A 24,244-nucleotide genomic window follows, 5' to 3' on the forward strand; every position below is an offset into this window, starting at 1 on the left:
GTCCCGGGCTGACAGTCCCAGTCGAGGCGGCCGGACGCGGATTCGCCCCGACCGGTGAGCACCGGGCGGGGCGAATCCGTACGAGGTCGACCGGTCAGGGGCGACCCACGAAGATGCCGATCCCGTTGGCGACCAAGCGCTCCGCGCCGTCGGACGGGCTGTTGCGGGCGGTGGCCGCGGCCTGACCCGGCTCCCGTACGGCGACAGTGCTCGAACCGCCGCCGTCCAGGTTCACCGCGTCGTGCGCGCCGAGCGAGCGCATCAGGTCGGCGAGTTCGGCGATCGTGAAGCCGGCGCTGGCCGGGGCACGCCCGGCGAGGACGACGAGGTAGACGGTCCGGCCGTCCGGGCTGACACCGGCCGAGCTGCGTACCGCCGCAGTCTTGGTGTCCAGGCCGGCCAGCGGCGCGCCGCCGCGCAGGATCGGCGCGCCACCGACGGCGAAGGTCAGCTTCGGCTTGCCGGCGGAGTCGAGCTTCTCGCGCACCTGCACCCGGTCGCCGACGGCGAGGTCGTCGAGCGCGTCCGCGCCGCCCTCCCGGCCGACGAGCACCTGGGTGCCGGCCGGGATCGCGCCCGCGCCGGGCGTCTGGCCGACAGTGGTCACCACGCCATCGCGGACGGTCACCTCGTAGGTGTGGGTGCTGCACGGGTCGCTGCGGCTGGTGTCGGTGCCACAGGTCGACCGGACCCGGGAGGCGGCGCCCCACGCGGAGGTGAACAGGCCGACACCGTCGACGGGCAGCGCGTACTGGTTGAGGCCGCTGAGGGCGATCGTGCCCTTGCCGCTGCGCACCTCGCCGGCCAGGCGGAGGGTGTCGACGCGCGCCTCGCCGTTGACGCCCACGCCGAACACGTCCCGGGTCGAGGTGCCGGGGGCGAGGCCGGGGCCGAAGCGCTGCGCGGTCGGCACCGCGAACTTCAACTCCTCGCCGTCGGCGATCTCTGGACCGGACGACGAGTAGGTCGGCGTGACGCCGGCGTGGGTCTCACTGTTGTTGAAGAAGTCTCCGTTCACGCCGGCGATGGCGCCCTGGTCGTTGGCCATCGAGGAGATGACCTTGCGCTGCGCGACAGCGTCGGGGTGCAGCAGGTCCAGGGAGACCTTGTTCTTCCTGAGGTCGGCCGTGAGCAGGTAGCCGACGGTGACGCCCCGGGGCGTCATCACCTGGAACGAGCCGTACGTGACGCCCGGGGCGAGTTGCTCGGTCGAGGTGACGCTGATCGGCGTGCCCGACCCGGATACGGTTGCCGCCGAGGCGTGGGCTGCGCCGGTGGGCGTCACGAGCGTGCTCAGCCCTGCGGCGAGCAGCAGCGCCAGACTCGGGCGCACGAGGTTGAAGGGCCGCACTGCGCTCCCTTTCTTGGTGCGATCCCGGCCTGCGCCGGGATGTTCGAGCCGGACCGGCGGTTGACCGGACCAGCGATGATCGTTCGAACCAGCCGATCAGGCGGGGGTGAACGGGAGAGGCGGGCGACGTGAACCATCCGCACCTTCTTGATCAACTGCCGAAGCCGGCCCGGGGCCGCCAAAAACTTTTGTGCACTTCCTACAACTGAGGGACGGTGGCTTCGGTGGTAGCGCCATAGCGCTGGCCGCCGTCAGCCGGAAGGGTGATCACTGCTGGGAGCCGTCGTCTCGCGGCACGCAGTTCGAGGTCTAGTTAAGGGGTCAGTCGGGTGTTCAACCGTGTCGCCATCGTCAACCGAGGTGAAGCCGCCATGCGGCTCATCCACGCGGTCCGCGAGCTGGCTGCGGAAACCGGCAGACAGCTCGAAACCGTCGCTCTCTACACCGACGTCGACCGCACCGCCACCTTCGTCCGCGAAGCGGACATCGCCTACGATCTCGGTCCGGCGTCCGCCCGCCCGTACCTCAACCTGGCGGTGCTGGAGCGCGCGCTGATCGAGACCGGGGCCGACGCCGCGTGGGTCGGCTGGGGTTTCGTCGCCGAGGATCCGGCGTTCGCCGAGCTGTGCGAGAAGATCGGCGTCACCTTCGTCGGACCGAGCGCGGACGCGATGCGCCAGCTCGGTGACAAGATCGGCTCGAAGCTGATCGCGGAGAAGGTCGGCGTGCCGGTCGCGCCGTGGAGCCGTGGCGCCGTCGAGACGCTGGACGCCGCTCGGGCCTCGGCGGCCGAGGTCGGCTACCCGCTGATGCTGAAGGCGACAGCGGGCGGCGGCGGCCGTGGCATCCGGGTGATCCGGAACGAGGCCGAACTCGACGACGCGTACGAGCGCACCAGCCAGGAAGCGGCGCGCGCGTTCGGCAGCGGCATCGTGTTCCTGGAGCGCCTGGTCACCGGCGCTCGGCACGTCGAGGTCCAGGTGATCGCCGACGGGCAGGGCACCGCGTGGGCGCTCGGCGTCCGGGACTGCTCGGTGCAGCGACGCAACCAGAAGGTCATCGAGGAGTCGGCGTCGCCGGTGCTCGACCCGGCGCAGGCCGCCGAGCTCAAGACGTCGGCCGAGCGGCTGGCCATCGCTGTCGGTTACCGGGGCGCGGCGACAGTCGAGTTCCTGTACCACCCCGGCGATCGGCTCTTCGCGTTCCTCGAGGTCAACACCCGCCTCCAGGTCGAGCACCCGATCACCGAGCTGACCACCGGGTTCGACCTGGTCAAGGCGCAGCTGCACGTCGCCTCCGGCGGCCGACTCGAGGGCGCGCCGCCAGCCGAGCGCGGGCACGCCATCGAGGCGCGGCTGAACGCCGAGGACCCCGACCGCGACTTCGCGCCGTCGCCCGGCCGCATCGCCCGGCTGGACCTGCCCAGCGGCCCCGGCATCCGGGTGGACACCGGCGTCAGCGAGGGCGACACCATCCCGGCCGACTTCGACTCGATGATCGCGAAGATCATCGCGTACGGCCGTGATCGTGACGAGGCCCTCGGCAGGCTGCGTCGGGCGATGGCGAACACCACGGTGATCATCGAGGGCGGCGCGACGAACAAGAGCTTCGTGCTCGACCTGCTCGACCAGCCCGAGGTGATCGACGCCAGCGCGGACACCGGCTGGATCGACCGCGTCCGCGGTGAGGGTCGGCTCGTCACGCACCGCCACTCCGCGGTCGCGCTGGCCGCCGCCGCCATCGAGGCGTACGAGGAGGACGAGCGCATCGAGCGGCAGCGGCTGTTGTCGACGGCCTCCGGTGGTCGCCCGCAGGTGCAGCACGCCAGCGGCCGACCGTTGGACCTCAAGCTGCGCGGCGCCAGCTACCGCACCCGCGTGGCGCGGGTCGGCGCGCACCGGTTCCGCGTCGGCATCGAGGCGGGCGCCGCCGTGCGCACCGCCGACGTCGAGCTGGACCGCTTCGACCGGCACACCGGTCAGATCGTGGTCAACGGCATCCGGTACCGCCTGCTCACCGGCACCCACGGACCGACCCACCTGGTCGAGGTGGACGGGGTGACCCACCGGGTCAGCCGCGACGAGGGCGGCGTCCTGCGCTCCCCGATGCCGGCGCTTGTCGTCGCCACGCCACTGGAGATCGGCGCCGAGGTCGAGGCGGGCGCGCCGGTGCTGGTGCTGGAAGCGATGAAGATGGAGACGGTGCTGCGGGCGCCGTTCAAGGCGCGGCTGAAGGAGTGCGCCGTCTCGGTGGGCAGCCAGGTGGAGGCGGGTGCGCCGCTGCTGCGCCTGGAGCCGCTCGCGGACGAGGCCGAGGCCACTGCCGACCCGACGAGCGAGGCCGTCGAGCTGGACCTGCCGACCGCCGCCGAGGAGATTCCGGCGGCCGAGCGCAGCAGGCGCGGCCAGGAGGACCTGCGCGGCCTGCTGCTCGGCTTCGACGTCGACCCGCACGACGACCGCCGGGTGCTCGACGGCTACCTCACGGCCCGCCGGGCCGCCACCGAGGCCGGCCCTCGGCCACTGGCCGCGGAGCTCGATCTCATCGAGGTGTTCGCCGACCTCGCCGAGTTGAGCCGCAACCGGCCGACGGGCGAGGACGGCGGCGCCGCGCACGTGCACAGCGCCCGCGAGTACTTCCACACCTACCTGCAGAGCCTCGACGTCGAGCGGGCCGGGCTGCCGGACGCCTTCCAGACCAAACTCGCCAAGGCGCTCGGCCACTACGGCGTCACCGACCTGGAGCGCTCCCCCGCCCTCGAAGCCGCCGTCTTCCGGATCTTCCTCGCCCAGCAACGGGCGACCGCCGACGCCACTGTCGTCGCGACGCTGCTGCGCGCCTGGCTGCGGGAAACCCCGCCGGACGAGGCGCTTCGCGAGCCCGCCGGCCTCGCGTTGGAACGGCTGATCGCCGCCACGCAGGTCCGCTTCCCCGCGATCGCCGACCTCGCCCGGGGCGTGGTGTTCGCCTGGTTCGCCCAGCCGCTGCTGCGCCGCAACCGCGCCCGCGTCTACGCCGGGGTCCGTGGGCACCTGCGGCACCTGGACGCCCACCCGGACGCGGCGGACCGCGCCGAGCGCGTCGCCGAGATGGTCCGCAGCACCGAACCGCTGGTCCGGCTGCTCGGTCAGCGGCTCGTCCGCGACCACCTCGACAACGCGATCATGCTGGAGGTGCTGACCCGGCGGTACTACGGCAACCGGGCGCTCACCAGCGTGCGTACCCAGGAGGTCGCGGGCTGCACGTTCGTGGTGGCCGAGCGCGCCGATTCGAGCGTGGTCTCCGCCGCGGTGAGCTTCGACGCGCTGGGCGGCGCGCTCCGCGGCCTGGCCGAGCTGGCCGGTGACGAGGACTCCGTCGACGCCGACATCTACCTCGGTTGGGAGAACCAGCCGGAGGACTTCGATTCGATGGCGGCGGCGCTGGCCGAGGTCGTCGCCGCGCACCCGCTGCCGCCGCAGGTCCGTCGGGTGACCACCACCGTCGCGGGTCGCGGCGGGGCGGTCATGCACCACCACTTCACCTTCCGCCCGTCGAACGACGTGCTGACCGAGGACCGGCTGATCCGGGGCCTGCACCCCTACATCGCGCAGCGGATGCAGCTGGAGCGGCTGCACAAGTTCGACCTGACCCGCCTGCCGTCGTCCGACGAGGAGGTCTACCTCTTCCAGTGCGTGGCCCGGGACAACCGGGCGGACGAACGCCTCGTCGCGTTCGCGCAGGTGCGTGACCTGACCGAGCTTCGCGAGCAGGACGGCCGCCTGGTGGCGCTGCCGACGACCGAGGACGCGATCGCCGCCTGCCTCGACTCGATCCGTCGCGCCCAGTCGCGGCGACCGTCGAAGACCCGCTTCAACACCAACCGGATCGTGGTCTACGTCTGGCCGCCGAGCGAGCTGACCCGCGAGGAGATGGAGATGATCGCCGGGCGGGTCCGCCCGACGACCGTGGGCGCCGGCCTGGAGGAGATCCTGTTCATCGCGCGGCAGCGCGACCGCCGGACCGGCGAGCTGACCAAGATCGCCGTACGGATCTCGTTCGACGCCGCGGGCGGCGCGGAGCTGGCCGTCGGTGAGCCGCCGGTCGAGCCGATCGAGCCGCTCGACGAGTACCGGCTGAAGGTGCTGCGGGCGAGCAGCCGCAACACCGTGTACCCGTACGAGCTGACCGGCCGGCTCGGTGACTTCGTCGAGCACGACCTCGACGACGACCACGCGTTGGTGCCGGTGCAACGGCCGAAGGGGCGCAACAGCGCCGCCATCGTGGCCGGGGTGGTCACCACGCCGACCGAGCGGCACCCGCAGGGCGTCACCCGGGTGGTGCTGCTCGGCGACCCGACCAAGGCGTTGGGCGCCCTGTCGGAGCCGGAGTGCCGTCGCGTGATCGCCGCGCTGGACCTCGCGGAGCGGATGCACGTGCCCCTGGAGTGGTGGGCGCTGTCCGCCGGGGCGCGCATCTCGATGACCACCGGTACGGAGAACATGGACTGGGTGGCCGCGGCGCTGAAGCGGATCGTCGAGTTCACCCAGGCCGGCGGTGAGATCAACATCGTGGTCGCGGGCATCAACGTCGGCGCGCAGCCGTACTGGAACGCCGAGGCGACGATGCTCATGCACACCAAGGGCATCCTGGTGATGACGCCCGACTCGGCGATGGTGCTCACCGGCAAGCAGTCGCTCGACTTCTCCGGTGGCGTGTCCGCCGAGGACAACTTCGGCATCGGCGGCTACGACCGGGTGATGGGGCCGAACGGGCAGGCGCAGTACTGGGCGCCGAACCTGACGGCCGCGCGGGACGTGGTGATGTCGCACTACGACCACACGTACGTCGCGCCCGGTGAGAACGCGCCCCGGCGGGCGGTCACCACCGACCCCATTGACCGCGACATCTCCGACTTCCCGCACGACGTGGCGGGCAGCGCCTTCCGCACCGTCGGGGAGATCTTCTCCGTCGAGCACAACCCGGACCGCAAGAAGCCGTTCGACATCCGTACGGTGATGCGGGCCCTCTCCGACCAGGACCACCCGGTGCTGGAGCGTTGGGCGGGCATGGCGGACGCGGACACCGCTGTCGTGCAGGACATCCACCTCGGCGGCATCCCGGTGTGCCTGCTCGGCATCGAGTCCCGGTCGGTGCCGCGGCACGGCTTCCCGCCCACCGACGGCCCGGACACCTACACGGCGGGCACGCTGTTCCCCCGTTCGTCGAAGAAGGCGGCGCGGGCGATCAACGCGGCCAGCGGCAACCGGCCCCTCGTGGTGCTGGCGAACCTGTCCGGCTTCGACGGCTCACCCGAGTCGATGCGCAAGCTGCAACTGGAGTACGGCGCCGAGATCGGCCGGGCGATCGTCAACTTCCGCGGACCGATCGTCTTCTGTGTGATCTCGCGCTACCACGGCGGCGCGTTCGTGGTGTTCTCCAAGGCGCTGAACCCGAACATGACAGTGCTCGCCCTGGAGGGCTCGTTCGCCTCGGTGCTCGGCGGCGCCCCCGCCGCCGCTGTGGTGTTCTCCGCCGACGTCAACGCCCGCACGGCGGCCGACCCCCGGGTCCGGGACCTGGAGGCGCGTGCCGCCGCGGCGGCCGGCACCGAACGCGCGGCGCTGACCGCGGAGCTCGACGAGGTGCGCTCGTCGGTGCGCGCCGAGAAACTCGGCGAGGTGGCCACGGAGTTCGACCGGGTGCACAACATCCAGCGCGCCGTCGAGGTCGGTTCGGTCGACGCCGTGGTCCGCGCCGCCGAACTGCGTCCGCGCATCATCGAGGCCATCGGGGCTCACCTGGGGTAGGCGCGGCGGGACGGAAACGGGGCGACGGTCCGGGCTCGCCTCGGCCACAATGGGCGCCGTGCAGAGATCAACACAGCGGCTGCTCGACGACCTCGACGTGCTGTCGTACCCCGAGCGGATGGCGACGTTCGCGCGCCGAACCCGTGACCTCAGCACCACCGGCGAACTGCCGGTGGTGCTGAGTGATCTGCGCGCCGGGACGACGTACCACCGCTTCCTCGCGGTCACCGCCAGCCAGATCGTCGGCGACCACGCCGCGGTGCGGTTGGCGCTGGACGACCCGGACCGCGCGATCCGGGCCGTTGCGGTGAAGGCCGGCCTGCGCACCGGTTGGCTCGCCGGCGCCGACCTGCTCGCGCTCGTGCTCGACGCGCCGGCGGACCTGCGCGGCCTGGTCTACCGCTCGCTGCGGCACCTACGCCGATCGGCGATCGCGGACGGGCTGGTCGACGGGGTGTGGGAGCGCTTCGGTGCCGCCGAGACGGCCGCCCTGCTGCCGGCCTGCGGTCCGGACACCGTCCGCCGGCTGCTGCCGGCCGTCGCGCACACGGTGCCCGGGTGGGTGCCGCTGGCCCGCCGTCACGGCGAGGTGCTGCTGGAGCACGCCGAAGCGGTGTTGCCCGGTCTCGGGCCGCGCGAGCGGGCGCACTGGTGGAAGTCCCACTCCCGAGGTGTCCTCGTGGCCGGTCGGGATCAGCCGCACCGCGCGCTGACGCTGCTCGACAGCTATGCCCCGACCGATTACCTCCCCGGCGACCTGACCGCCTACGGTCCGCTCGCCGCCGCCTCCCCGCACCGGGTCGTGGCGTTGCTGACCGCCCCGACCCGGGCGGGCTGGGTGCCCTACCAGTCAATGCCGCCGGCGCTGCTGCGCCGGTTGGGTCGCCTGCCGGACGCCGAGCTGGTCCCGCTGGGCCGGCGGGTACGCGGCCACAACGACTCGTTGGAGCGGCTGTTGGCGGCTGTCGCACCGGCGCGTCGAGGCGCGCTCTACGACGCGGTCCACGCGGAGGTGGAGACCGCCGCCGACATCCCGGGCCTGTCGCTGATGGACGTGCTGCCCCGCGCCTGGCAACGGCGGGAGGCCCGCCGGGTGCTCGCCCTGGACCGGGTCCGCCACGACGCGGCGGCGGTACGCTCGTGGAGTTCCTTCCTGCCCTGGCCGGAGGCCCTCGCGGCGCTCGGCCCGGCGCTGGGCGCGGCCGACGCGCAGGACCGTGCCGTCGCGTACGAGCTGCTGCTGGCCGCCGCGCGACGCAGCGGAGACCCCGTGGCGGTGGCCGAGGCGGTGGCCCGGCTGGGTCGGCTGCGCAACGAGCAGGACCCGGTCCGCGCCGCGGCCCTGACCGCCCTTGCCGGCCTGTCCCGGTCGCTGCGCGCGGACTCGGTCGAGGTGCTGACCCAGCTCACTGTCGACGCCACGACCACGCGCGACGCGTCGAGCCGGACCCTGGCCGCACTCGGCGGACTCGCCGTCGCGGTGCTGGCCCAGCACCACGACGACCCGGCCCTACTGGGCTGGGCGCTGCACACCCTCGACCGACTCTTCGGTGGCCACCGGCTCCCCCCACTGCCCCGGCTCGACGAGACACTGCGCCACGGCCAGGAGGAAGTGGTCTTCGCCCGGCTGCGGCAGTGGATCGAGGCGGGGATGGCCCGCGGGCTGTGCACCGAGCTGTTCGCGGTGACCCGGGCCCTCGGACGGCGGGCCTGGCGGCTGCCCCCGCTTCACGAGCTGCTGCGCCGGGCGGGAACGCCGGGCACTGTCAGCGTCGTCGTCCGTGAAGCCGTCGAGCTGTGGCTGGCCGACCCGACCACCCGGGCGCAGCGGGTCGAGCAGGTGCTGGCCCGCGACCTGTCCACGATCACCTTCCCCACGGTGTGGCGGACGGTCAGCACACGGCGTACCGACCTGCTCGACCGGGTGCTGCTCGGCCCACCGCCCAGCGGCGCGTTCCTGACAGCCGGCACCCGCTGGATTCCCGGCCCGGCCGAGCACGCCGAGCGGTGGCTGCCCCGGCAACAGCAGGCCTACGTGCGCCTGCTGGCGCAGGTCACCGCCGACGCCGGCACGCCGCGACACGGCCGCACCGCCGCCATCCGGGCCGCGGCGCCGATCCCCGGCACCGGACGCGACGTGGTGCTGCGCTACACCGGATCCGCTGACGTCACACTCGCCGAGGCGGCCCTCGGCGCACTGCCGTGGACCGACCAACCGGCCGAGGCGCTGCCGCTGTTGCTCGCGCACGCCGACGACGATCGGGCCCGGGTCGCCCTGTACGCGGCCGGCCGCGCAGCCCGGTTCATCCGACCGAGCGACCTCTTGACGCCGCTGTCCCGGGTGGCCCTCGGCCGGGGCAAGGTGACCAGCCGCAAGGCCGCGCTGCGGCTCCTCGGTCGGTTCGGCCCGCCGGCGGCGATGCCGGTGCTGTTGACCGCCTGGCAGCAGCCCGACCAGCACCGCGACGTCCGGGTGGCGATCGTCGCCGCGGCCCGGCAGCGGCTGTCGGCCGCGGAGAGCTGGGTGATCCTCGAAGCGGCGGCCACCGGCGGTCGCGAGGCGGCGCTGGCCGCCCTGGCTACCCAGCCCGAGGAAATCGCCGGCCCGTACCGGCCCCGCTACGGCACCCTCGTGGCCCGGGCCTGCGCGAGCCCGGACCGTGACGTGACCCGCTCCGCCTGGCCCCGGATGGCGCGGTGGCTGCCCTGGGCACCGGAGGTCAGCGACCTGGTCACGGCGGCGCTCACCGACCTCAGCGCCGACTCGGCCTGGCCGTCGGTCTACCCGATGATCGAGGCGCTGCTCGACCATCCGGATCGGCCCGAACGCGACGTGCTCGCCGCCGCCCTGCGGACCCTGGTCGGCAGCGACGACGCCGACCCGGACGACGGTGGCCCGCACGCGGACCGCCCGGCCCGGCGGCGGATCAGCGCCATCGTGGACCATGCGGGGCACTGGGCGTGGTCCGCCGAGTCGCACCGCGACCGGGCGCCGGCTCGGGCGGCGGCCCGCCAACTGGGACAGCACCCGCCGTACGTCGCCGCGGCGGCCACCCTGTTGACCGCGTTGCTGCGGCTCAGCGGCACCACCGCGGAGCAGCTCACCGCCGACGTGGTCGAGATCGCCGAGCTTGTCGAGGGACGGCCGGCGCTCGCCGCCCGGCTGGCCGACCTGCTCAGCCAGCGGACGGCGCGGTGGTCCACGGTGGCGCCCGATCCGGACCTCGTGTTCGCCACGGCCCGCACCCTCGCCGCGCGCGGTGAGGCCACCACCGGCCTGTTCGCGGTGGCCCTGGTGCACGAGGGCAGGGCGCGCGGCTGGGCAGAGCCCTGGCGGGACCTGCTCCGGTCGCTACGGGAGCACCCGGTCGCCGACGTCCGCGACGGTGCCCTCGACATCTGCATGGCGCCAACCTGACGTCGGGTGCGCCGTCCGACGGCCCGCCAGCACGCCGGGCGCGTCGTCCTCACCGTGCGCCGGCCGCTCCTCGATCCACCCTCAACCGCTTCGCCGGGTACGGATCGGGCCGCCGTCGGCCTGCCAGGCCGAGACGAGATCCTCGCGAGCCCGGGCGACCCGCGAGCGGATCGTGCCGACGGGGCACTGGCAGACCTCGGCGGCCTCGGCGTAGGAGAGGCCGAGCAGGTGCGTGGCGACGAACGCCTCGCGACGCTCCCGGCTCAGACCGCCGATCATCTGTTGCAGGGCGACACCCTCGTCGGCGCCGACCGTGATCGCACCGGCGGCCTCGGCCGCGGCTTGCCAGTCCGGCACCGAGGCCAACCGGGGCCGGGCGACCGCCGTCCGGACGTGATCCACGGCCACACGCCGCGCGATGGTGAACACCCACGTACGCGCCGACGAGCGGCCGGCGAAGCCGGGCAGGTTGCGGAAGGCCCGCAGGAACGTCTCCTGGGTCAGGTCGTCGGCCTCACCCGGCCCGGCCAGGTGCGACAGGAACCGCCAGACCTGGTCCTGTAGGGCCCGGACGAACGCCGTGGCGGCCTGCCGGTCGCCCCGGCCCGCCTCCTGCGCCCACCGGGTCACCTGATCGTCGTCAGCGACGCCGTCGCGCACAGACCACCGTCCTGGTTGCCATGGGCGCTCCTCCATGCCGAGATGCCGTCGTCGGATCGCGCCGCTGCGCCGCGCACTCTGGTGGTCGGCGGCCGGGCCGGGAAAGTTCCCGGGCCTGCCCCGCCCGACTGATTTTCCGGCGGTCAGACTTGGCCGGAACAGCACCCACCGACCATCCGACTGTCGATTCAGACCACTACGCGGTCGGGGCGGGACGGACCCGGCGGGCCAGGGCCGCGGTGGGCTGACTCGAAGACGGCGTGCGCACCTAACGAATAGCTGACATGCGGCGACCAGGCTGGCTGGCATGCGAAATGCGAAGGTGAAAATGATCGGCCTGGCGGTCCTGCTGCTGTCGCTCGCGGCCTGCGGCGGCGACTCGGAGGGGTCGGGGCCGCAGGTGGCCGCGATCCCGGGCGGAACCATGTCGGCGAGCCCCGACCCGGCGGGTTCGACCGGCGGCGCCGACCGCCAACTCCCCCTCGGTGCGACCAAACAGGAGGTCGACCGCCTCTACGGCGCCTATTACGCCTGCTGGACGCAGCATGGCGTGCCATCGGCACCGGCGGCGGACGGAGACGGCGGTCCGTTGCTCAGTTACAAGATGGACGAGAAGAAGTATCAGCCGGCCGTGGACGCGTGCGCCGACAAGGAGCCGCTGGGCGCTCCGGAGCTCGACCCGCACCAGAACCCGAACTTCGCCGACGACCTCCGCGAGCAACTGCAGTGCGTCAGGAGCCACGGCCTGTCAATGGAGATCCGGCAGCCGGGCACCGACAACGCCGGCATCTGGGTCGCGCCGGAGACGAAGGCCAACCTCGAGAAGGCGAACAGCGACGCGGGGCTGGAAATCCAGCGTCAGTGCGAGATCTCGGCCTTCACGGCGAAGTGACCGACCGTGCGGACGAAAACCCTCATCACCATCGTTGCCGGCGCGCTCGCGTTGGGCGGCGTGGTCTTCGCCGTCCACGCCAGCGGCGACCCTGACTCCCCGACCGCCCCGCCGGCCGCGTCCAGGGTGGCCACGGCCGAGGTGGTCCGGACCGACCTCTCCGACTACTGGACCGAGAGTGGCACGGTCGGCTACCGCAAGCAGCGCACCCTGCGCGGCGTCGCGCCCGGGGTGCTCACCTGGCTGCCCCAGCCGGGCAGGACCATCGCCCGAGGCGACACTCTGTACAGATCCGGCGACCGGCCGGTGACCCTCTTCTACGGGTCCTCGCCGATGTTCCGCGACATCGACGTGGTCGGCATGGTTGGCCGCGACGTCAAAGTGCTTGCCGACAACCTCCGGGCGCTCGACTACCGGATCGGGCAGCAACCCGCGCCGGGAACCCGGGTCACCGTCCAGGGCGGGTCGGCGCCGAACGCGGCTGGCCAGGGTACGGACGGGGATGCTGGCAAGCCCGGGTCGCCTTCACCGCCGGCGGCATCCGGCACGAAGGCGTACCAGACCGTGTTGACCAGCCAGGACGCTGTCTTCACCCCAGCGCTCAAGGACGCCGTGCGACGCTGGCAGGCGGCCAAGGGGATCCGTCCGGCCACCGGCACCGTGACACTGGGCGACATACTGGTGCTGCCCGGCGCGGTGCGGGTGGGCGTGGCTTCGGCGCAGCTCGGCGACGACGCCACCGGCAACCTGATGGCGATCAGCGATCAGACCAAGGCCGTTACCGTCGAGATCGACGCGAGCCGGGCCGACGACATCCGTGCGGGGCAGAAGGTGCAGATCACTCTCCCGGACAGCTCGCACACCGGCGGCACCATCAACTCGGTGAGCAGCAACGTCCAAGCCGGCTCGTCGGACGGCGGCGACCCGGGCTCGGAGAGCCCGAAGGTGCAGGTCGTCGTCGCGGTGGACAATGCCTCGGCGATCCAGAACATCAGCTCGGCCACCGTCGAGGTCCGGTTCACCGGCACCACCGCGCACGACGTGCTCGCCGTTCCGGTCGGCGCACTGCTCGCGCTCAGCAGCGGTGGCTACGGCGTCCAGATCTCCGAGGGCGCCCTGACCGCGGTGGAGGTGGGCCTCTTCGCCGACGGCATGGTGCAGATCACCGGTACGGGCATCACCGCCGGCACCCGGGTGGTGACGACGTCGTGACCACGGTGCTGGAGATCGATAACGCCACCCGGCGCTACGGCGAGGACGTGACGGCGCTGCGCGACGTCTCGTTGCGGATCGACGCTGGCGAGTTCGTGGCCATCCTGGGGCCATCCGGGTCGGGAAAGTCCACCCTGCTCAACATCATGGGCACGCTGGACCGGCCCACCGAGGGCCGGGTGCTGATCGGCGGGCGTGACGTCACCACCATGTCCGACCGGCAGCTCTCCAGCCTGCGCGGCCGCTGGCTGGGCTTCGTGTTCCAGCAGTTCCATCTCACCGATGGGCTGACCGCGACCGAGAACGTCGCGACTGGCCTGCTCTACGCCGGCGTACACCGCCGTCACCGTCGGGCGCTGGCCCTGGCAGCACTGGAGCGGGTCGGCCTGGCGCACCGCGCCGACCACCACCCGCAGGCGCTCTCGGGCGGCGAGCGCCAACGGGTGGCGATCGCCCGGGCGCTGGTCAACCGGCCCGCGCTGGTGTTGGCCGACGAGCCGACCGGGGCACTCGACATGGCCACCGGCTCGGCCGTGCTCGACCTGCTGATCGAGCTGAGCCGGGGCGGGACCACAATCGCGCTGATCACTCACGATCACGAGGTGGCCGCCCGGGTGCCCCGACAGATCCGCATCCTGGACGGCCGTCTGGTGTCCGACTCCGCGGCGGGCGGTGCGTCGGCATGAGGCGTACCCATCAAGCGGCGAGAGTGGACCGGGACGCCGCGCCGGTCCGTTTGGCCCCGGCCGACCTGGTCGGTCTGGGTCTGCTCGGCATCCGCACGCGCACGGCGCGAGCCGCGCTGTCGGCGCTCGGCATCGCAATCGGCATCGCCACCCTGGTCCTGGTCACCGGGATTCCCGCGTCGAGCCAGCGGGCGCTCGAGGAGAAGCTGGCCGCCCTGGGCACCAACCGACTACAGGTCACACCGGCGCCCAACCGCGAGCCACCGGTCAAGCTGCCCGTCGAGTCGGTGGACATGGTGTCCCGGATCGCCCCGGTGACGGTGGCGAGCGCGACCGCTGACTTCGGGCTGAACGTCGCCCGCTCCGAACGGACCGGCCCTGGCGACTACAACGCAATCGCGGTTGTCGCCACCAGGACGAACCTGCTCGCGGCGATCGACGGCCGGGTACATTCCGGACGTTTCCTGGATTCCGCGATGGAGCGCCTGCCGACCGTGGTCCTCGGCTCGGTCGCCGCCCAGCGGCTCGGCTTCACCACCGTCGACCTTTCCCAACCGGTCCAGGTCCACCTTGGCGGGCAGCGGTTCAGCGTGATCGGCATCCTCGACCCGGTGCCCCTCGCGCCCGAGATCGACCGCTCGGCGATGATCGGCTGGGAGGCGGCCGGCCGCTGGCTGCGCTTCGACGGGCACCCGACCCGACTCTATGTGCAGACCACCGACGCCCAGGTGGCGGCGGTGCGCTCGGTCCTGGCCGCCACTGCCAACCCGGAGCACCCGAGCGACGTACTTGTCAGTCGCCCCTCGGACGGGCTCGCTGCCAAGCAGGCGGTGCGGCAGACCTTCAGCTCGCTGCTGTTCGGGTTGGCCGGGATCGCGTTGCTCGTCGGCGGCATCGGGGTGGCCAACACGATGTACATCTCGGTGCTGGAGCGCCGTCGCGAGATCGGCCTTCGCCGGGCTCTGGGCGCGAACCGGGGCCAGGTGCGCATCCAGTTCGTCACCGAGTCGATCGTGCTGTCGGCGCTTGGCGGAACAGCCGGGGTGTTGGCCGGCGCGGTGGCCGTCGCGGGCTATGCCACCCTCCAGCGCTGGCCGGTGACCATTCCACCGGCGGCGGTCGCCGCCGGGCTGGGAGGTGCGCTGGTCATCGGGGTGTTGGCCGGGGTCTATCCGGCGATGCGGGCGGCCGCGCTCGACCCCACCGAGGCGCTGTCCAGCGGCTGAGCCGCCGTTAGGAATCTGTCAGGTCGGGCCGGGAATCGGTTCGGTGCCGCACCGGCGACCTATCATCGCCGGCATGTGTGCGATGGTCCTGGTCGCTGACGACGATCTGCGGCACGCGGAGGGAATCCGCCGCTATCTCGTGGCCGCCGGCCACGAGACGATCGTGGTGCACGACGGGCGGGCGGCGCTGGACGCCGCCCGCCGGGACCGGCCCGACCTGCTGATCCTGGACGTGATGATGCCGGGACTGGACGGCTTGCAGGTATGCCGCACGCTGCGGCGGGAGTCGGACGTCCTGGTGCTCATGCTCACCGCGCGCAGCGCCGAGAGTGACCTGTTGCTCGGACTGGAACTCGGCGCCGACGACTACCTGACCAAACCGTTCAGCCCGCGGGAACTGGTGGCGCGTACCCGCACCCTGCTGCGCCGCGCGTCCCGGGGCGCACCCGAATCCACCGCTCGGGGCATCCGGCAGACCGGTCGGATCACCGTCGATCCGGTCGGACACCACGTGACGGTCGACGGCGAGCGGATCGAGTGCACCCGCGGCGAGTTCGCCATCCTGGCCGCCATGTCCGAGCAACCGGACCGGGTCTTCACCCGTGCACAACTGTTGCACCACACCCGTGGCCTCGACCGCAGCTCGACCGAACGCACCATCGACGTACACGTGATGAACCTTCGCCGCAAGATCGAAGACGACCCGAGACGTCCCCAGCAGTTACTCACCGTGCACGGTGTGGGTTACAAGCTGGCTCCGGGCCCGACGCCGTGAGAGAGGACCGGGTGCCGCTGCGGCACAGCCTGGTGACCCGGCTGCTGGTCGCCTCCGTGGTGATCGCGCTGGCCGCGATCTCGGCTACCGCCTGGCTGGCGGCGACGACCACCACCCGCGCGATCAACTACGAGCAGGGCGGTGCAGTCGCCGACGAAAGAGCCGTCTACCAGGCGCTGGTCGGCTACGCCGCCACCCACCACGACTGGTCCGGGGCCGCCGACCTGGTCCACTCGCGCGCCGCCGAGCTGGGCCGGCGCATCACGCTGACCACCGACGACCACAAGATCATCCTGGATTCGCAGGCCGGACCCGCGCTGCGGAACATCCGCCCCTCGGCCGTGGTGGATCCGCTCCAGGTCGACCTGGGCCTGACCGGCGGCGCCGAGCACATCGATGAGCGGGCCATCGGACCCTACGTCGTGCCGACCGAAGACCGGTACGTGCTGAGCGAGGTGGCCAAGAACACGCTGACCTGCTTCCACAAGGTGGGCTACGACGGTGTCATCGAGGTCGCGAAGACCGGCCGCCCGAGCGTCGTCCTCACCACCGTCCGCGCTGAGGCCGAGCGGCCACTGACCCGGTCCGTGACCGAGAGCTGTGGGTTCGAGCTCGACAGCCTGGTCAGTCCCGCCGAGAAGAAGGCACTCCAGACGCTGACCACCTTGACCGCCCGCTGTCTCAGCCTGGGCGACCGCGCCTCTCAGTTGCGCATCACGCCGACCTTCACGGCATATCTCGGCGATTCGGCGGTTGTCCGGACCGCGCACGAGGACACCGAGGTGAAGCCGCCGTCGCTGCTCAAGCCCGCCGGGCCGGCCGGCGTCGTGCAGGGCTGCATCGAATCAGGGCGCAGGACCCAACTCCGACCGTACGTGGCGCCCCGCGCGCTGCTGTTCGTCACCGCGCCCGGCACCGGCCGCACCACGCTGAGCCTGTCCGACGGCAGCATCGGACGCATCGTGGCGGTCACCGGCGCGGTCCTGCTGGCCACCGTCGCGGCGACCGTACTGGTGGGGCGGCGCCTGGTGCGGCCGCTGCGCGACCTCGCCGTCGCGGCCGACCTGCGCACGCCCGCCCCGGTGTCCGGCCGCGACGAGATCGGCCGGTTGGCGCGCGCCCTGAACGACTCCGCGCAACGCCGGGAACGGGCCGAGGCGCAACGTCGCACCATGGTCAACGATGTGGCGCACGAGCTGCGTACCCCCCTCAGCAACATCCGTACCTGGCTGGAGGCCGCCCAGGACGACTTGGCCCCAACCGACGCCCAACTGCTGGCGCTGCTGCACGAGGAGGCGCTGCTGCTCCAGCACATCATCGACGACCTCGGCGACCTGGCGGCCGCCGACGCGGGCACGCTGCGGGTCAACCCGGAGCCGACCGACCTGCGGGACGTGCTCACGCACGTGGTCGACAGCCACCGCGGCGGCGCGCTCGCGGCCGGGGTGCACCTGGAACTCACCGTCGCGGGAGACCCGGTGGTGCGAGCCGATCAGGTGCGCCTGCGACAGGTGGTCGGCAACCTGATCTCAAACGCCATCCGGCACACCCCGTCCGGCGGTTCGGTGACGGTCGGCGCGAACGGCACGACCATTTCGGTACGGGACACCGGCAGCGGCATCACCGCGGCCGACCTGCCGAGGATCTTCGACCGTTTCTGGCGGGCCGACGAGTCGCGCAGCCGGGTGACCGGCGGTAGCGGGCTCGGCCTCGCGATCGCCCGCCACCTGACCGAGGCACACGGCGGCACGATCGAGGTGGAGAGCGAGCCGGGCCGGGGCACGCTCTGCATCATCCGACTGCCCGACCACGCTGGCTGAGACGGGCGTTGATCGACTCGGAATCCCGGAAATCGGGGTGTTCCAGTAGCGTCGACACCCTGAGTTCCTTAAACCGAGTAGATCACCGGCCGGGTGGCCGGGTGCCGCCGCGTCGACCCGCGCCGGCGGTGGAGGGCCGGTGGGCGATGCGCGGAGCCCGCACCGCCGAGGAGTTGCCGGACCCCGGACGGAAGTCCCGGGCCGCGCTGGCCACCATCTCGTCGGGATCGCGGACGAGGGCCTGCCGGATGTGCGCCGGAACGATCTCGGAGGTCGCCATCGCCAGACGGACCTGCACCGAGCGGTCCTCCAGCAGGCGCGTCAGGTCCGCCTCGTCCAACTCGACAGCACGCACCAGCGCGACGCGGACGTCGACCACCGGGTCCGCGGCGAGCGCGCTGCGCTGCGCGGCGGTGGTCCGCGGGTTGCGGGCCAACCCCTTGCGTACGCGTGCGGTGCGATCGGCCAGCAGGGCGGTGATCGTGTCCGGGTCGTGGGTGTGGCTGGCGAGTCGTTCCCGTACCTCGGGTGAGACGTCGTCGACAAGCTTGGCGGCCAGCTCCGGCTCCAGGTCCCGGCGCTCCGCGAGGAGACCGCGCAGCTCCTTGTCCGATGCCTCGGACATGACCCGGCGGATCGACTCGTCACAGGCGGGGTTGCTGCCGACCGCCCAGCGGATCCACCGGTCGGCGTCCTTGACCAGACGCATGAGGTTGGCGATCGAGGCCGAGGGGTTGCTCGCCACGGCCTCGCGCACCTGACGATCATGGTCCCGGGTCAGCGGCCGCAGGGCCTGCGCGGGCGCGTCGGCCCGGGCGGCGACCGCCTTGCGGACCACGGCCGACGGGTCGGAGGCCAGGTCGATGAGTGTCATCTGCGGCGTGCTGGGGTCCTGGGCGAGCGCGAGCCGCGCGTCAGCGTCGCCACCGATCGGACGGTGGTCGGTGACGTCGGACCCGCTGCGACGGTCGGGCTCGCCGACGTCCTGCTGTTTCCCCATGCGCGCAATCATGTCACGCGCCGCTGGGGCCCTCAGGAGACGACCGCCCCTGGTTCCGCCGGTGCGGGTGCGGAGCTGACCTGGGCGGGCAGTCGCAGGCCGGACATGCCGCCGTCCACCGGGAGCGAAGATCCGGTCACCGACGCGGTCGCCGGCGACGCGAGGTAGACGACGGCGGCGGCCACCTCGTCGGCGGTCACCAGCCGCCCCGTGGGCTGGCGGGACGCGAGGTGCCGTTTCTCCGCCGTCGGGTCGGCCGCGCCGGCCAGCAGGCGTGCCACCCAGGGCGTGTCCACGGTGCCGGGGGCGACACAGTTGACCCGGACCCCCTCGGTCACCAGGTCGGCGGCCATGGCGAGGGTGAGGGCGTGCACGGCGCCCTTCGACGCCGAGTACAGGGCGCGCTGGGGCAGCCCGACGGTCGCCGCGATCGAGGAGATGTTGACGATCGCCGCGGACGACGACCGGCGCAGGTACGGCAGGGCGACCGCGCTCATCCGGGCCACCCCGGCGACGTTGACGTCGAGCACTCGGCTCCACGCCTCGTCGTCGTTGTCCTCCACCGTGCCCACGGCGGAGATGGCGGCGTTGTTGACCAGGATGTCGATGCCGCCGAACGCGTCGGCGACCGAGGCGACGGCCGCGCCGAGGGAGGACCTGTCGGCCACGTCCGCCCGGACGCCGCACACGCGCGGGTCCTCGGGGAGCCCCGACAGGTCCAGGTCCAGGACGCCCACCCGGGCGCCGGCGGCCAGGAACGCCCGCACACAGGCGTGGCCGATCCCCGAGCCACCTCCGGTCACCACCGCCACCAAGCCGTCACACCGCATGCTTCTCTCCCCTCCCGAGCCAGTCCTCCGAGTCGACCCGCACCGCGGTCAGGCGGCGTGCAGCGTGTTGCGCTGCCGGCCGAGACCGTCGATCTCGACCTCCATCACGTCGCCGGCGGCCAGGTACGGGAACCGGCCGGAGAGCGCCACCCCCTGCGGCGTACCGGTGTTGATGACGTCGCCCGGGTCCAGGACGGTGTACTGGGACAGGTGCCAGACCAGGTACGCCACCTCGAAGATCATGTCCTTCGTGCTGGAGTCCTGACGGGGCTCGCCGTTGACCCAGGAGCGCAGCCGCAGCGCCTGCGGGTCGTCGATCTCGTCGGCAGTGACCAGCCACGGGCCGAGCGGTTGGAACGTCTCGCAGGACTTGCCCTTCGACCACTGGCCACCGGAGACGGCGAGCTGGAAGTCGCGCTCGGAGACGTCGTTCGACAGCGCGTACCCGGCGATGTGCCCGAGAGCGTCGGCCGGCGAGGCGAGGTAGCGGGCCTGACGGCCGATCACCACCGCCAGCTCCACCTCCCAGTCGGTCTTCGTCGAGCCGCGCGGGATCAGGACGTCGTCGTACGGGCCGACGACGGTGTTTGGCGCCTTGTAGAAGATGATCGGGGCGCTGGGTGGCTCGGCGCCCGACTCGGCGGCGTGCGCGGCGTAGTTCTGCCCGACGCAGAGGACGACACCGGGACGGGCGATCGGCGCGCCGACCCGCTGACCGGTGACGTCGATCTCGGGCAGGTCGGTGGCCTCGCGGACACGCTGGACGCCGTCTCCGCCGAGGAACTCCGCGTCGATGTCGGCGGTCAGCGACGAGAGGTCGAAGTGTCGCCCGTCGACGTGCAGGACTGGTCGTTCCCGCCCGACGGGCCCGACGCGCATGAATCTCACGAACCATCCTCCGGTGCCTGGTGGCGGCAGAGTCATTTCCGATAGGATCTTGCTTCGCCAGTGTGTACTCGCTCACACCAACACAGTCAAGGCGGGTCGACGCCGCCATGCGGATAGCCCTCTTCATCACCTGCGTCAACGACATCGCCTATCCGGCGACCGGCATCGCGGTCACCCGCATCCTGCGCCGGCTCGGCCACACCGTCGACTTCCCGACGGGCCAGACCTGCTGCGGGCAGATGCACGCCAACACGGGCTACCGGGCCGAGGCGATGCCGCTGGTGCGCAACTACGTCGACGTCTTCGACGGGTACGACGCCGTGGTCGTGCCGTCCGGGTCCTGCACCGCGATGATCCGCGACCAGTACCCGCGGCTGCATTCCCCGGCCACGTCGGTGGCCGCCCGCACCTACGAGCTGTCCGAGCTGCTCGTCGACGTCCTCGGCGTCACCGACGTCGGCGCCGAGTTTGCGGAGACGGTGACCTACCACCCCACCTGCCACGGCCTGCGGCTGCTGCGACTGGGTGACCGGCCCCTGCGACTGCTGCGGGAGGTGCGCGGGATCGACCTCGTGGAGCTGGGCGACGCCGAGGAGTGCTGCGGCTTCGGCGGCACGTTCGCCCTCAAGAATCCGGACGTCTCCACCGCGATGCTCACCGACAAGTGCGCCCGGGTCGGTGAGACCGGAGCCCGGGTGCTCGCCGCCGCCGACAACTCCTGCCTGGCGCACATCGGTGGCGGCCTCGACCGCCACCGGTCGGGCGTACGGGCCCTGCACTACGCCGAGATCCTCGCCGCGACGGGGGCCACCTCGTGACCGGGCCGGCCGCACCGGCCACCGGAGGCGGACGGATCCGTACGCCACTGCCCTTCCCCACCATGGCCAAGCCGGCCGTCGCCGACACGCAACTGCGGGCCAACCTGCACCGGGCCACCCGCACCATCCGCGCCAAGCGCGCCCGGGTCGTCGACGAGGTGCCCGACTGGGAGGCTCTGCGGGACGCCGGTTCCGCGATCAAGGCGGACGTCCAACGGCGGTTGCCGGAGCTGCTGGAGCAGTTCGAGGCGTCCGCCACCGCTGCCGGCGCCACAGTGCACTGGGCGCGGGACGCGGCCGAGGCCTGCCGGATCGTTGTCGCGTTGACCCGGGCCGCCGGGGCCGACGAGGTCGTGAAGGTCAAGTCGATGGCCACCCAGGAGATCGAGCTCAACGAGGCCCTGGAGGCGGCCGGGATCGCCGCGTACGAGACCGATCTGGCGGAGCTGATCGTGCAACTCGGCGAGGACACCCCCTCGCACATCCTGGTGCCGGCGATCCACTACAACCGGACCCAGATCCGGGAGATCTTCCAGCGTCGCATGCCCGACGCGCCGGCCGACCTCAGCGACGAGCCGGCCGCCCTGGCCGAGGCGGCCCGCGCGTACCTGCGACGGCGTTTCCTCTCGGCCCGGGTCGCCGTGTCCGGCGCCAACTTCGCCATCGCCGACACCGGCACGCTGGTGGTCGTGGAGTCCGAGGGCAACGGGCGGATGTGCCTCACGCTCCCGGAGACGCTGATCAGCGTGGTGGGCGTCGAGAAGCTGCTGCCGACCTTCAGCGACCTGGAGGTCTTCCTGCAACTGCTGCCGCGATCCTCGACCGGCGAGCGGATGAACCCGTACACCTCGATGTGGACGGGCGTCACCCCCGGGGACGGCCCGCAGGCCGTGCACGTCGTCCTTGTCGACAATGGCCGGTCCGCGGTGCTGGCCGACCCGGTCGGGCGGCCGGCGCTGTCCTGCATCCGCTGCTCCGCGTGCCTCAACGTCTGCCCGGTGTACGAGCGGGCCGGCGGGCACGCGTACGGCTCGGTGTATCCGGGGCCGATCGGGGCGATCCTGTCGCCCCAGCTGACCGGCGTGGCCGACAACGCCTCCCTGCCGTACGCGTCGACGCTCTGCGGCGCCTGCTACGACGTCTGCCCCGTGAAGATCAACATTCCGGAGATCCTGGTCCACCTCCGCCAGCAGGCGCCGCACCCACGTGCGGAACGGGCCGCCATGCGCGTCCTGTCGTGGGTGATGCGCAGCCCCCGGCGCTGGGCCGCCGCCCTGCGGCTGGCCCGCACGGGCGCGGGCCCGCTCGGCGCGTACCGCGAAAGGCGCACCGGCGCTCGGACGCTGCGCCGGCTGCCCTGGCCCGCGTCGGCGTGGACCCGGTCGCGGGACCTGCCGCTGCCCGCGCCGCAGACCTTCCGGGAGTGGTGGGACAAGCAGTGAGCGCGCGTGACGAGATCCTGGCGCGGCTCCGGACGGCCCTGGCCGACGACCCACCGCCGGTGGCGGTGCCCCGCGGGTACCGGCGGGTCGACGACCGCCCCGACCTGGTCGAGGTGTTCGTCGACCGTCTGGTGGACTACCGAGCGACCGTCCACAGTGGCTTCGACGCCCTGGCCGGTCTGCTGGCCGAGGTCGACCGGCTCGCCGTCCCCACCGATGTCCCCGCCGGCTGGTTGACCGGCCACGCCGGGCAGCTGCGCCGCGACGCTCCCCCGCTGGCACCGGCCGAGCTCGACGCCGTGGACGCGGTCCTCACCGGTTGCGCCGTGGCGGTCGCCGACACGGGCACCATCATCCTCGACGCCGGCCCGACGCAGGGACGGCGAGCGCTCACCCTGGTGCCCGACCGGCACATCTGCGTCGTCCGCGCCGACCAGGTCGTCGGCCTGCTGCCGGAGGCGCTGACCCGGCTCGACCCACGCGCGCCCCAGACCTGGATCTCGGGCCCGTCCGCGACAAGCGACATCGAGCTGAACCGGGTGGAGGGGGTGCACGGCCCACGCCGGCTGGACGTCGTCCTCATCGGCGCCGACGACGACCCGACCGGCCGTTAGCTGACCGACCTGGCCCGCCGTCGCCGCCACACCACCAGCGCCCCGATCGCGACCAGCAGCGCAGCGCCGCCGAGGGTGGGAATCAGGACGCCGCGGCCCCCTTTCTCGCTGGCGTCCACCGCCGCCGCGTTGTTGGCCACCACCGGCGCGCCGGTAAGGGCCCAGTCGTGGGTGTCCGCACCCGTGCCGTACTCCGCGCGTTGTCCGTCGGGGCCGCTGGCCAGCGCACGGTACCCGGGATTGAGATCGGTCAGCATCCGCACCGCGACGGTGACCGTGTCGACCGGGACCGGACAGGTGTAGTCGATGATCGCGCCGGCACGTGCCAGGGCTTTCATCTCGGCCACCACCCCGGCACAGGGACGCCGGCCGTCGGCCACCGTGATCTGTCTGAGCAGATACGCCGAGAACCGCTCGGACGACGCGAGCACCGCGGGATCCGTCGTCTGGTAGTCGACCGCACCGTCGAGCAGGACGCGCTCGGGCGGCAGCAGACCCAGCGAGACGCCCAGCAGCGTCAGGTCGTCGGGGCCGCCGACGCGCCAGCGCACCCGTACGACCTCGGGCCGCTGGTCGTCGCGGGCGATGGAGACGATCTGCGGATCGCCGGACGGGTGCGCGCCCGCCGGGGTCGGCAGAGCGATGACGGACGCGGCGACGGCGAGCGTCGCCAGCGGAAGAGCGGTCACCACGCTTCGCCGACGACGTCTGGGTAGGTACAAGAAACGCTCCGGGCTTGCGGTTGCAGGACTCGCGCCCACCCTTCCGGGCCCACAGAAACGTGCAGGTCCGGGGGAATGTTCGGCATTGGGCGGCGACGTGA

At 72.6% G+C, this 24,244-nt stretch carries 17 protein-coding genes; 11 read left to right on the forward strand and 6 right to left on the reverse strand.

Features of this window, described 5'->3' with window-relative positions; genetic code table 11:
* Positions 1–94 precede the first annotated feature (94 nt).
* On the reverse strand, positions 95–1,351 hold the full coding sequence (locus ACQPWW_RS20570) for a phosphodiester glycosidase family protein (RefSeq protein ID WP_433124788.1): 1,257 nt from the start codon (positions 1,349–1,351) through the stop codon (positions 95–97).
* A 371-nt stretch (positions 1,352–1,722) separates the two neighbouring features.
* Between ACQPWW_RS20570 and ACQPWW_RS20575 the strand changes: the two genes are divergently transcribed.
* A complete protein-coding gene (locus tag ACQPWW_RS20575) occupies positions 1,723–7,140 on the forward strand; it encodes a carboxyl transferase domain-containing protein (RefSeq protein ID WP_433124790.1) in 5,418 nt (1,805 codons plus the stop codon).
* Positions 7,141–7,198: 58 nt separating this feature from the next.
* Positions 7,199–10,558, forward strand: coding sequence for a hypothetical protein (locus tag ACQPWW_RS20580; RefSeq protein WP_433124792.1), 3,360 nt, complete (start codon positions 7,199–7,201; stop codon positions 10,556–10,558).
* A gap of 81 nt (positions 10,559–10,639) precedes the next feature.
* Here ACQPWW_RS20580 and ACQPWW_RS20585 read toward each other — a convergent pair whose 3' ends face one another.
* Positions 10,640–11,218, reverse strand: coding sequence for a sigma-70 family RNA polymerase sigma factor (locus ACQPWW_RS20585; protein ID WP_433124794.1), 579 nt, complete (start codon positions 11,216–11,218; stop codon positions 10,640–10,642).
* A 307-nt stretch (positions 11,219–11,525) separates the two neighbouring features.
* Here ACQPWW_RS20585 and ACQPWW_RS20590 point away from each other — a divergent pair, with 307 nt between their 5' ends.
* The 6 genes from ACQPWW_RS20590 to ACQPWW_RS20615 all read left to right on the forward strand — a co-directional run bounded on the left by ACQPWW_RS20590 (position 11,526) and on the right by ACQPWW_RS20615 (position 17,829).
* Positions 11,526–12,110, forward strand: coding sequence for a hypothetical protein (locus ACQPWW_RS20590; protein ID WP_433124795.1), 585 nt, complete (start codon positions 11,526–11,528; stop codon positions 12,108–12,110).
* 6 nt (positions 12,111–12,116) lie between these two features.
* Entirely contained in the window at positions 12,117–13,322 is a 1,206-nt protein-coding gene (locus ACQPWW_RS20595) for an efflux RND transporter periplasmic adaptor subunit (protein ID WP_433124797.1), read from the forward strand.
* Positions 13,319–14,008, forward strand: a complete 690-nt coding sequence (locus ACQPWW_RS20600; protein WP_433124798.1) for an ABC transporter ATP-binding protein — start codon at positions 13,319–13,321, stop codon at positions 14,006–14,008. The genes ACQPWW_RS20595 and ACQPWW_RS20600 overlap by 4 nt, the downstream gene beginning before the upstream one ends.
* On the forward strand, positions 14,005–15,234 hold the full coding sequence (locus tag ACQPWW_RS20605; protein WP_433124799.1) for an ABC transporter permease: 1,230 nt from the start codon (positions 14,005–14,007) through the stop codon (positions 15,232–15,234). The genes ACQPWW_RS20600 and ACQPWW_RS20605 overlap by 4 nt, the downstream gene beginning before the upstream one ends.
* A gap of 73 nt (positions 15,235–15,307) precedes the next feature.
* Positions 15,308–16,009: a response regulator gene (locus ACQPWW_RS20610; protein ID WP_433124800.1), complete on the forward strand. Its 702-nt coding sequence runs from the start codon at positions 15,308–15,310 to the stop codon at positions 16,007–16,009.
* A gap of 11 nt (positions 16,010–16,020) precedes the next feature.
* Positions 16,021–17,829 carry a HAMP domain-containing sensor histidine kinase gene (locus tag ACQPWW_RS20615; RefSeq protein WP_433124802.1) on the forward strand — a complete coding sequence of 603 codons (1,809 nt, stop codon included), beginning with the start codon at positions 16,021–16,023 and terminating at the stop codon, positions 17,827–17,829.
* An 82-nt stretch (positions 17,830–17,911) separates the two neighbouring features.
* Here the strand turns inward: ACQPWW_RS20615 and ACQPWW_RS20620 are convergent, their stop codons facing one another.
* Genes ACQPWW_RS20620 through ACQPWW_RS20630 form a run of 3 tightly spaced genes read right to left on the reverse strand, consistent with a single transcriptional unit; the run spans position 17,912 to position 20,538 of the window.
* Positions 17,912–18,829 (reverse strand): hypothetical protein, encoded by a 918-nt coding sequence (locus ACQPWW_RS20620; protein ID WP_433124803.1) that lies wholly within the window; start codon positions 18,827–18,829, stop codon positions 17,912–17,914.
* A gap of 32 nt (positions 18,830–18,861) precedes the next feature.
* The gene (locus ACQPWW_RS20625) at positions 18,862–19,659 is read right to left on the reverse strand and encodes an SDR family NAD(P)-dependent oxidoreductase (RefSeq protein ID WP_433124805.1); all 798 of its coding nucleotides are present in this window, start codon (positions 19,657–19,659) and stop codon (positions 18,862–18,864) included.
* Between the two features lie 48 nt (positions 19,660–19,707).
* Positions 19,708–20,538: a fumarylacetoacetate hydrolase family protein gene (locus ACQPWW_RS20630; RefSeq protein WP_433134451.1), complete on the reverse strand. Its 831-nt coding sequence runs from the start codon at positions 20,536–20,538 to the stop codon at positions 19,708–19,710.
* A gap of 116 nt (positions 20,539–20,654) precedes the next feature.
* Between ACQPWW_RS20630 and ACQPWW_RS20635 the strand changes: the two genes are divergently transcribed.
* The 3 genes from ACQPWW_RS20635 (at position 20,655) to ACQPWW_RS20645 (ending at position 23,421) form a co-directional block, all read left to right on the forward strand.
* Entirely contained in the window at positions 20,655–21,365 is a 711-nt protein-coding gene (locus ACQPWW_RS20635) for a (Fe-S)-binding protein (RefSeq protein ID WP_433124806.1), read from the forward strand.
* Positions 21,366–21,427: 62 nt separating this feature from the next.
* Positions 21,428–22,807 (forward strand): LutB/LldF family L-lactate oxidation iron-sulfur protein, encoded by a 1,380-nt coding sequence (locus tag ACQPWW_RS20640; RefSeq protein WP_433134453.1) that lies wholly within the window; start codon positions 21,428–21,430, stop codon positions 22,805–22,807.
* Positions 22,804–23,421 (forward strand): LutC/YkgG family protein, encoded by a 618-nt coding sequence (locus tag ACQPWW_RS20645; protein ID WP_433124808.1) that lies wholly within the window; start codon positions 22,804–22,806, stop codon positions 23,419–23,421. Before ACQPWW_RS20640 ends, ACQPWW_RS20645 begins: the two co-directional genes overlap by 4 nt.
* Here ACQPWW_RS20645 and ACQPWW_RS20650 read toward each other — a convergent pair.
* Positions 23,418–24,110, reverse strand: a complete 693-nt coding sequence (locus ACQPWW_RS20650) for a hypothetical protein (RefSeq protein WP_433124810.1) — start codon at positions 24,108–24,110, stop codon at positions 23,418–23,420. The genes ACQPWW_RS20645 and ACQPWW_RS20650 overlap by 4 nt on opposite strands.
* Positions 24,111–24,244: the final 134 nt, after the last annotated feature.

The organism is Micromonospora sp. CA-240977 (genome assembly GCF_050942285.1).
Classification (GTDB): Bacteria; Actinomycetota; Actinomycetes; order Mycobacteriales; family Micromonosporaceae; genus Micromonospora.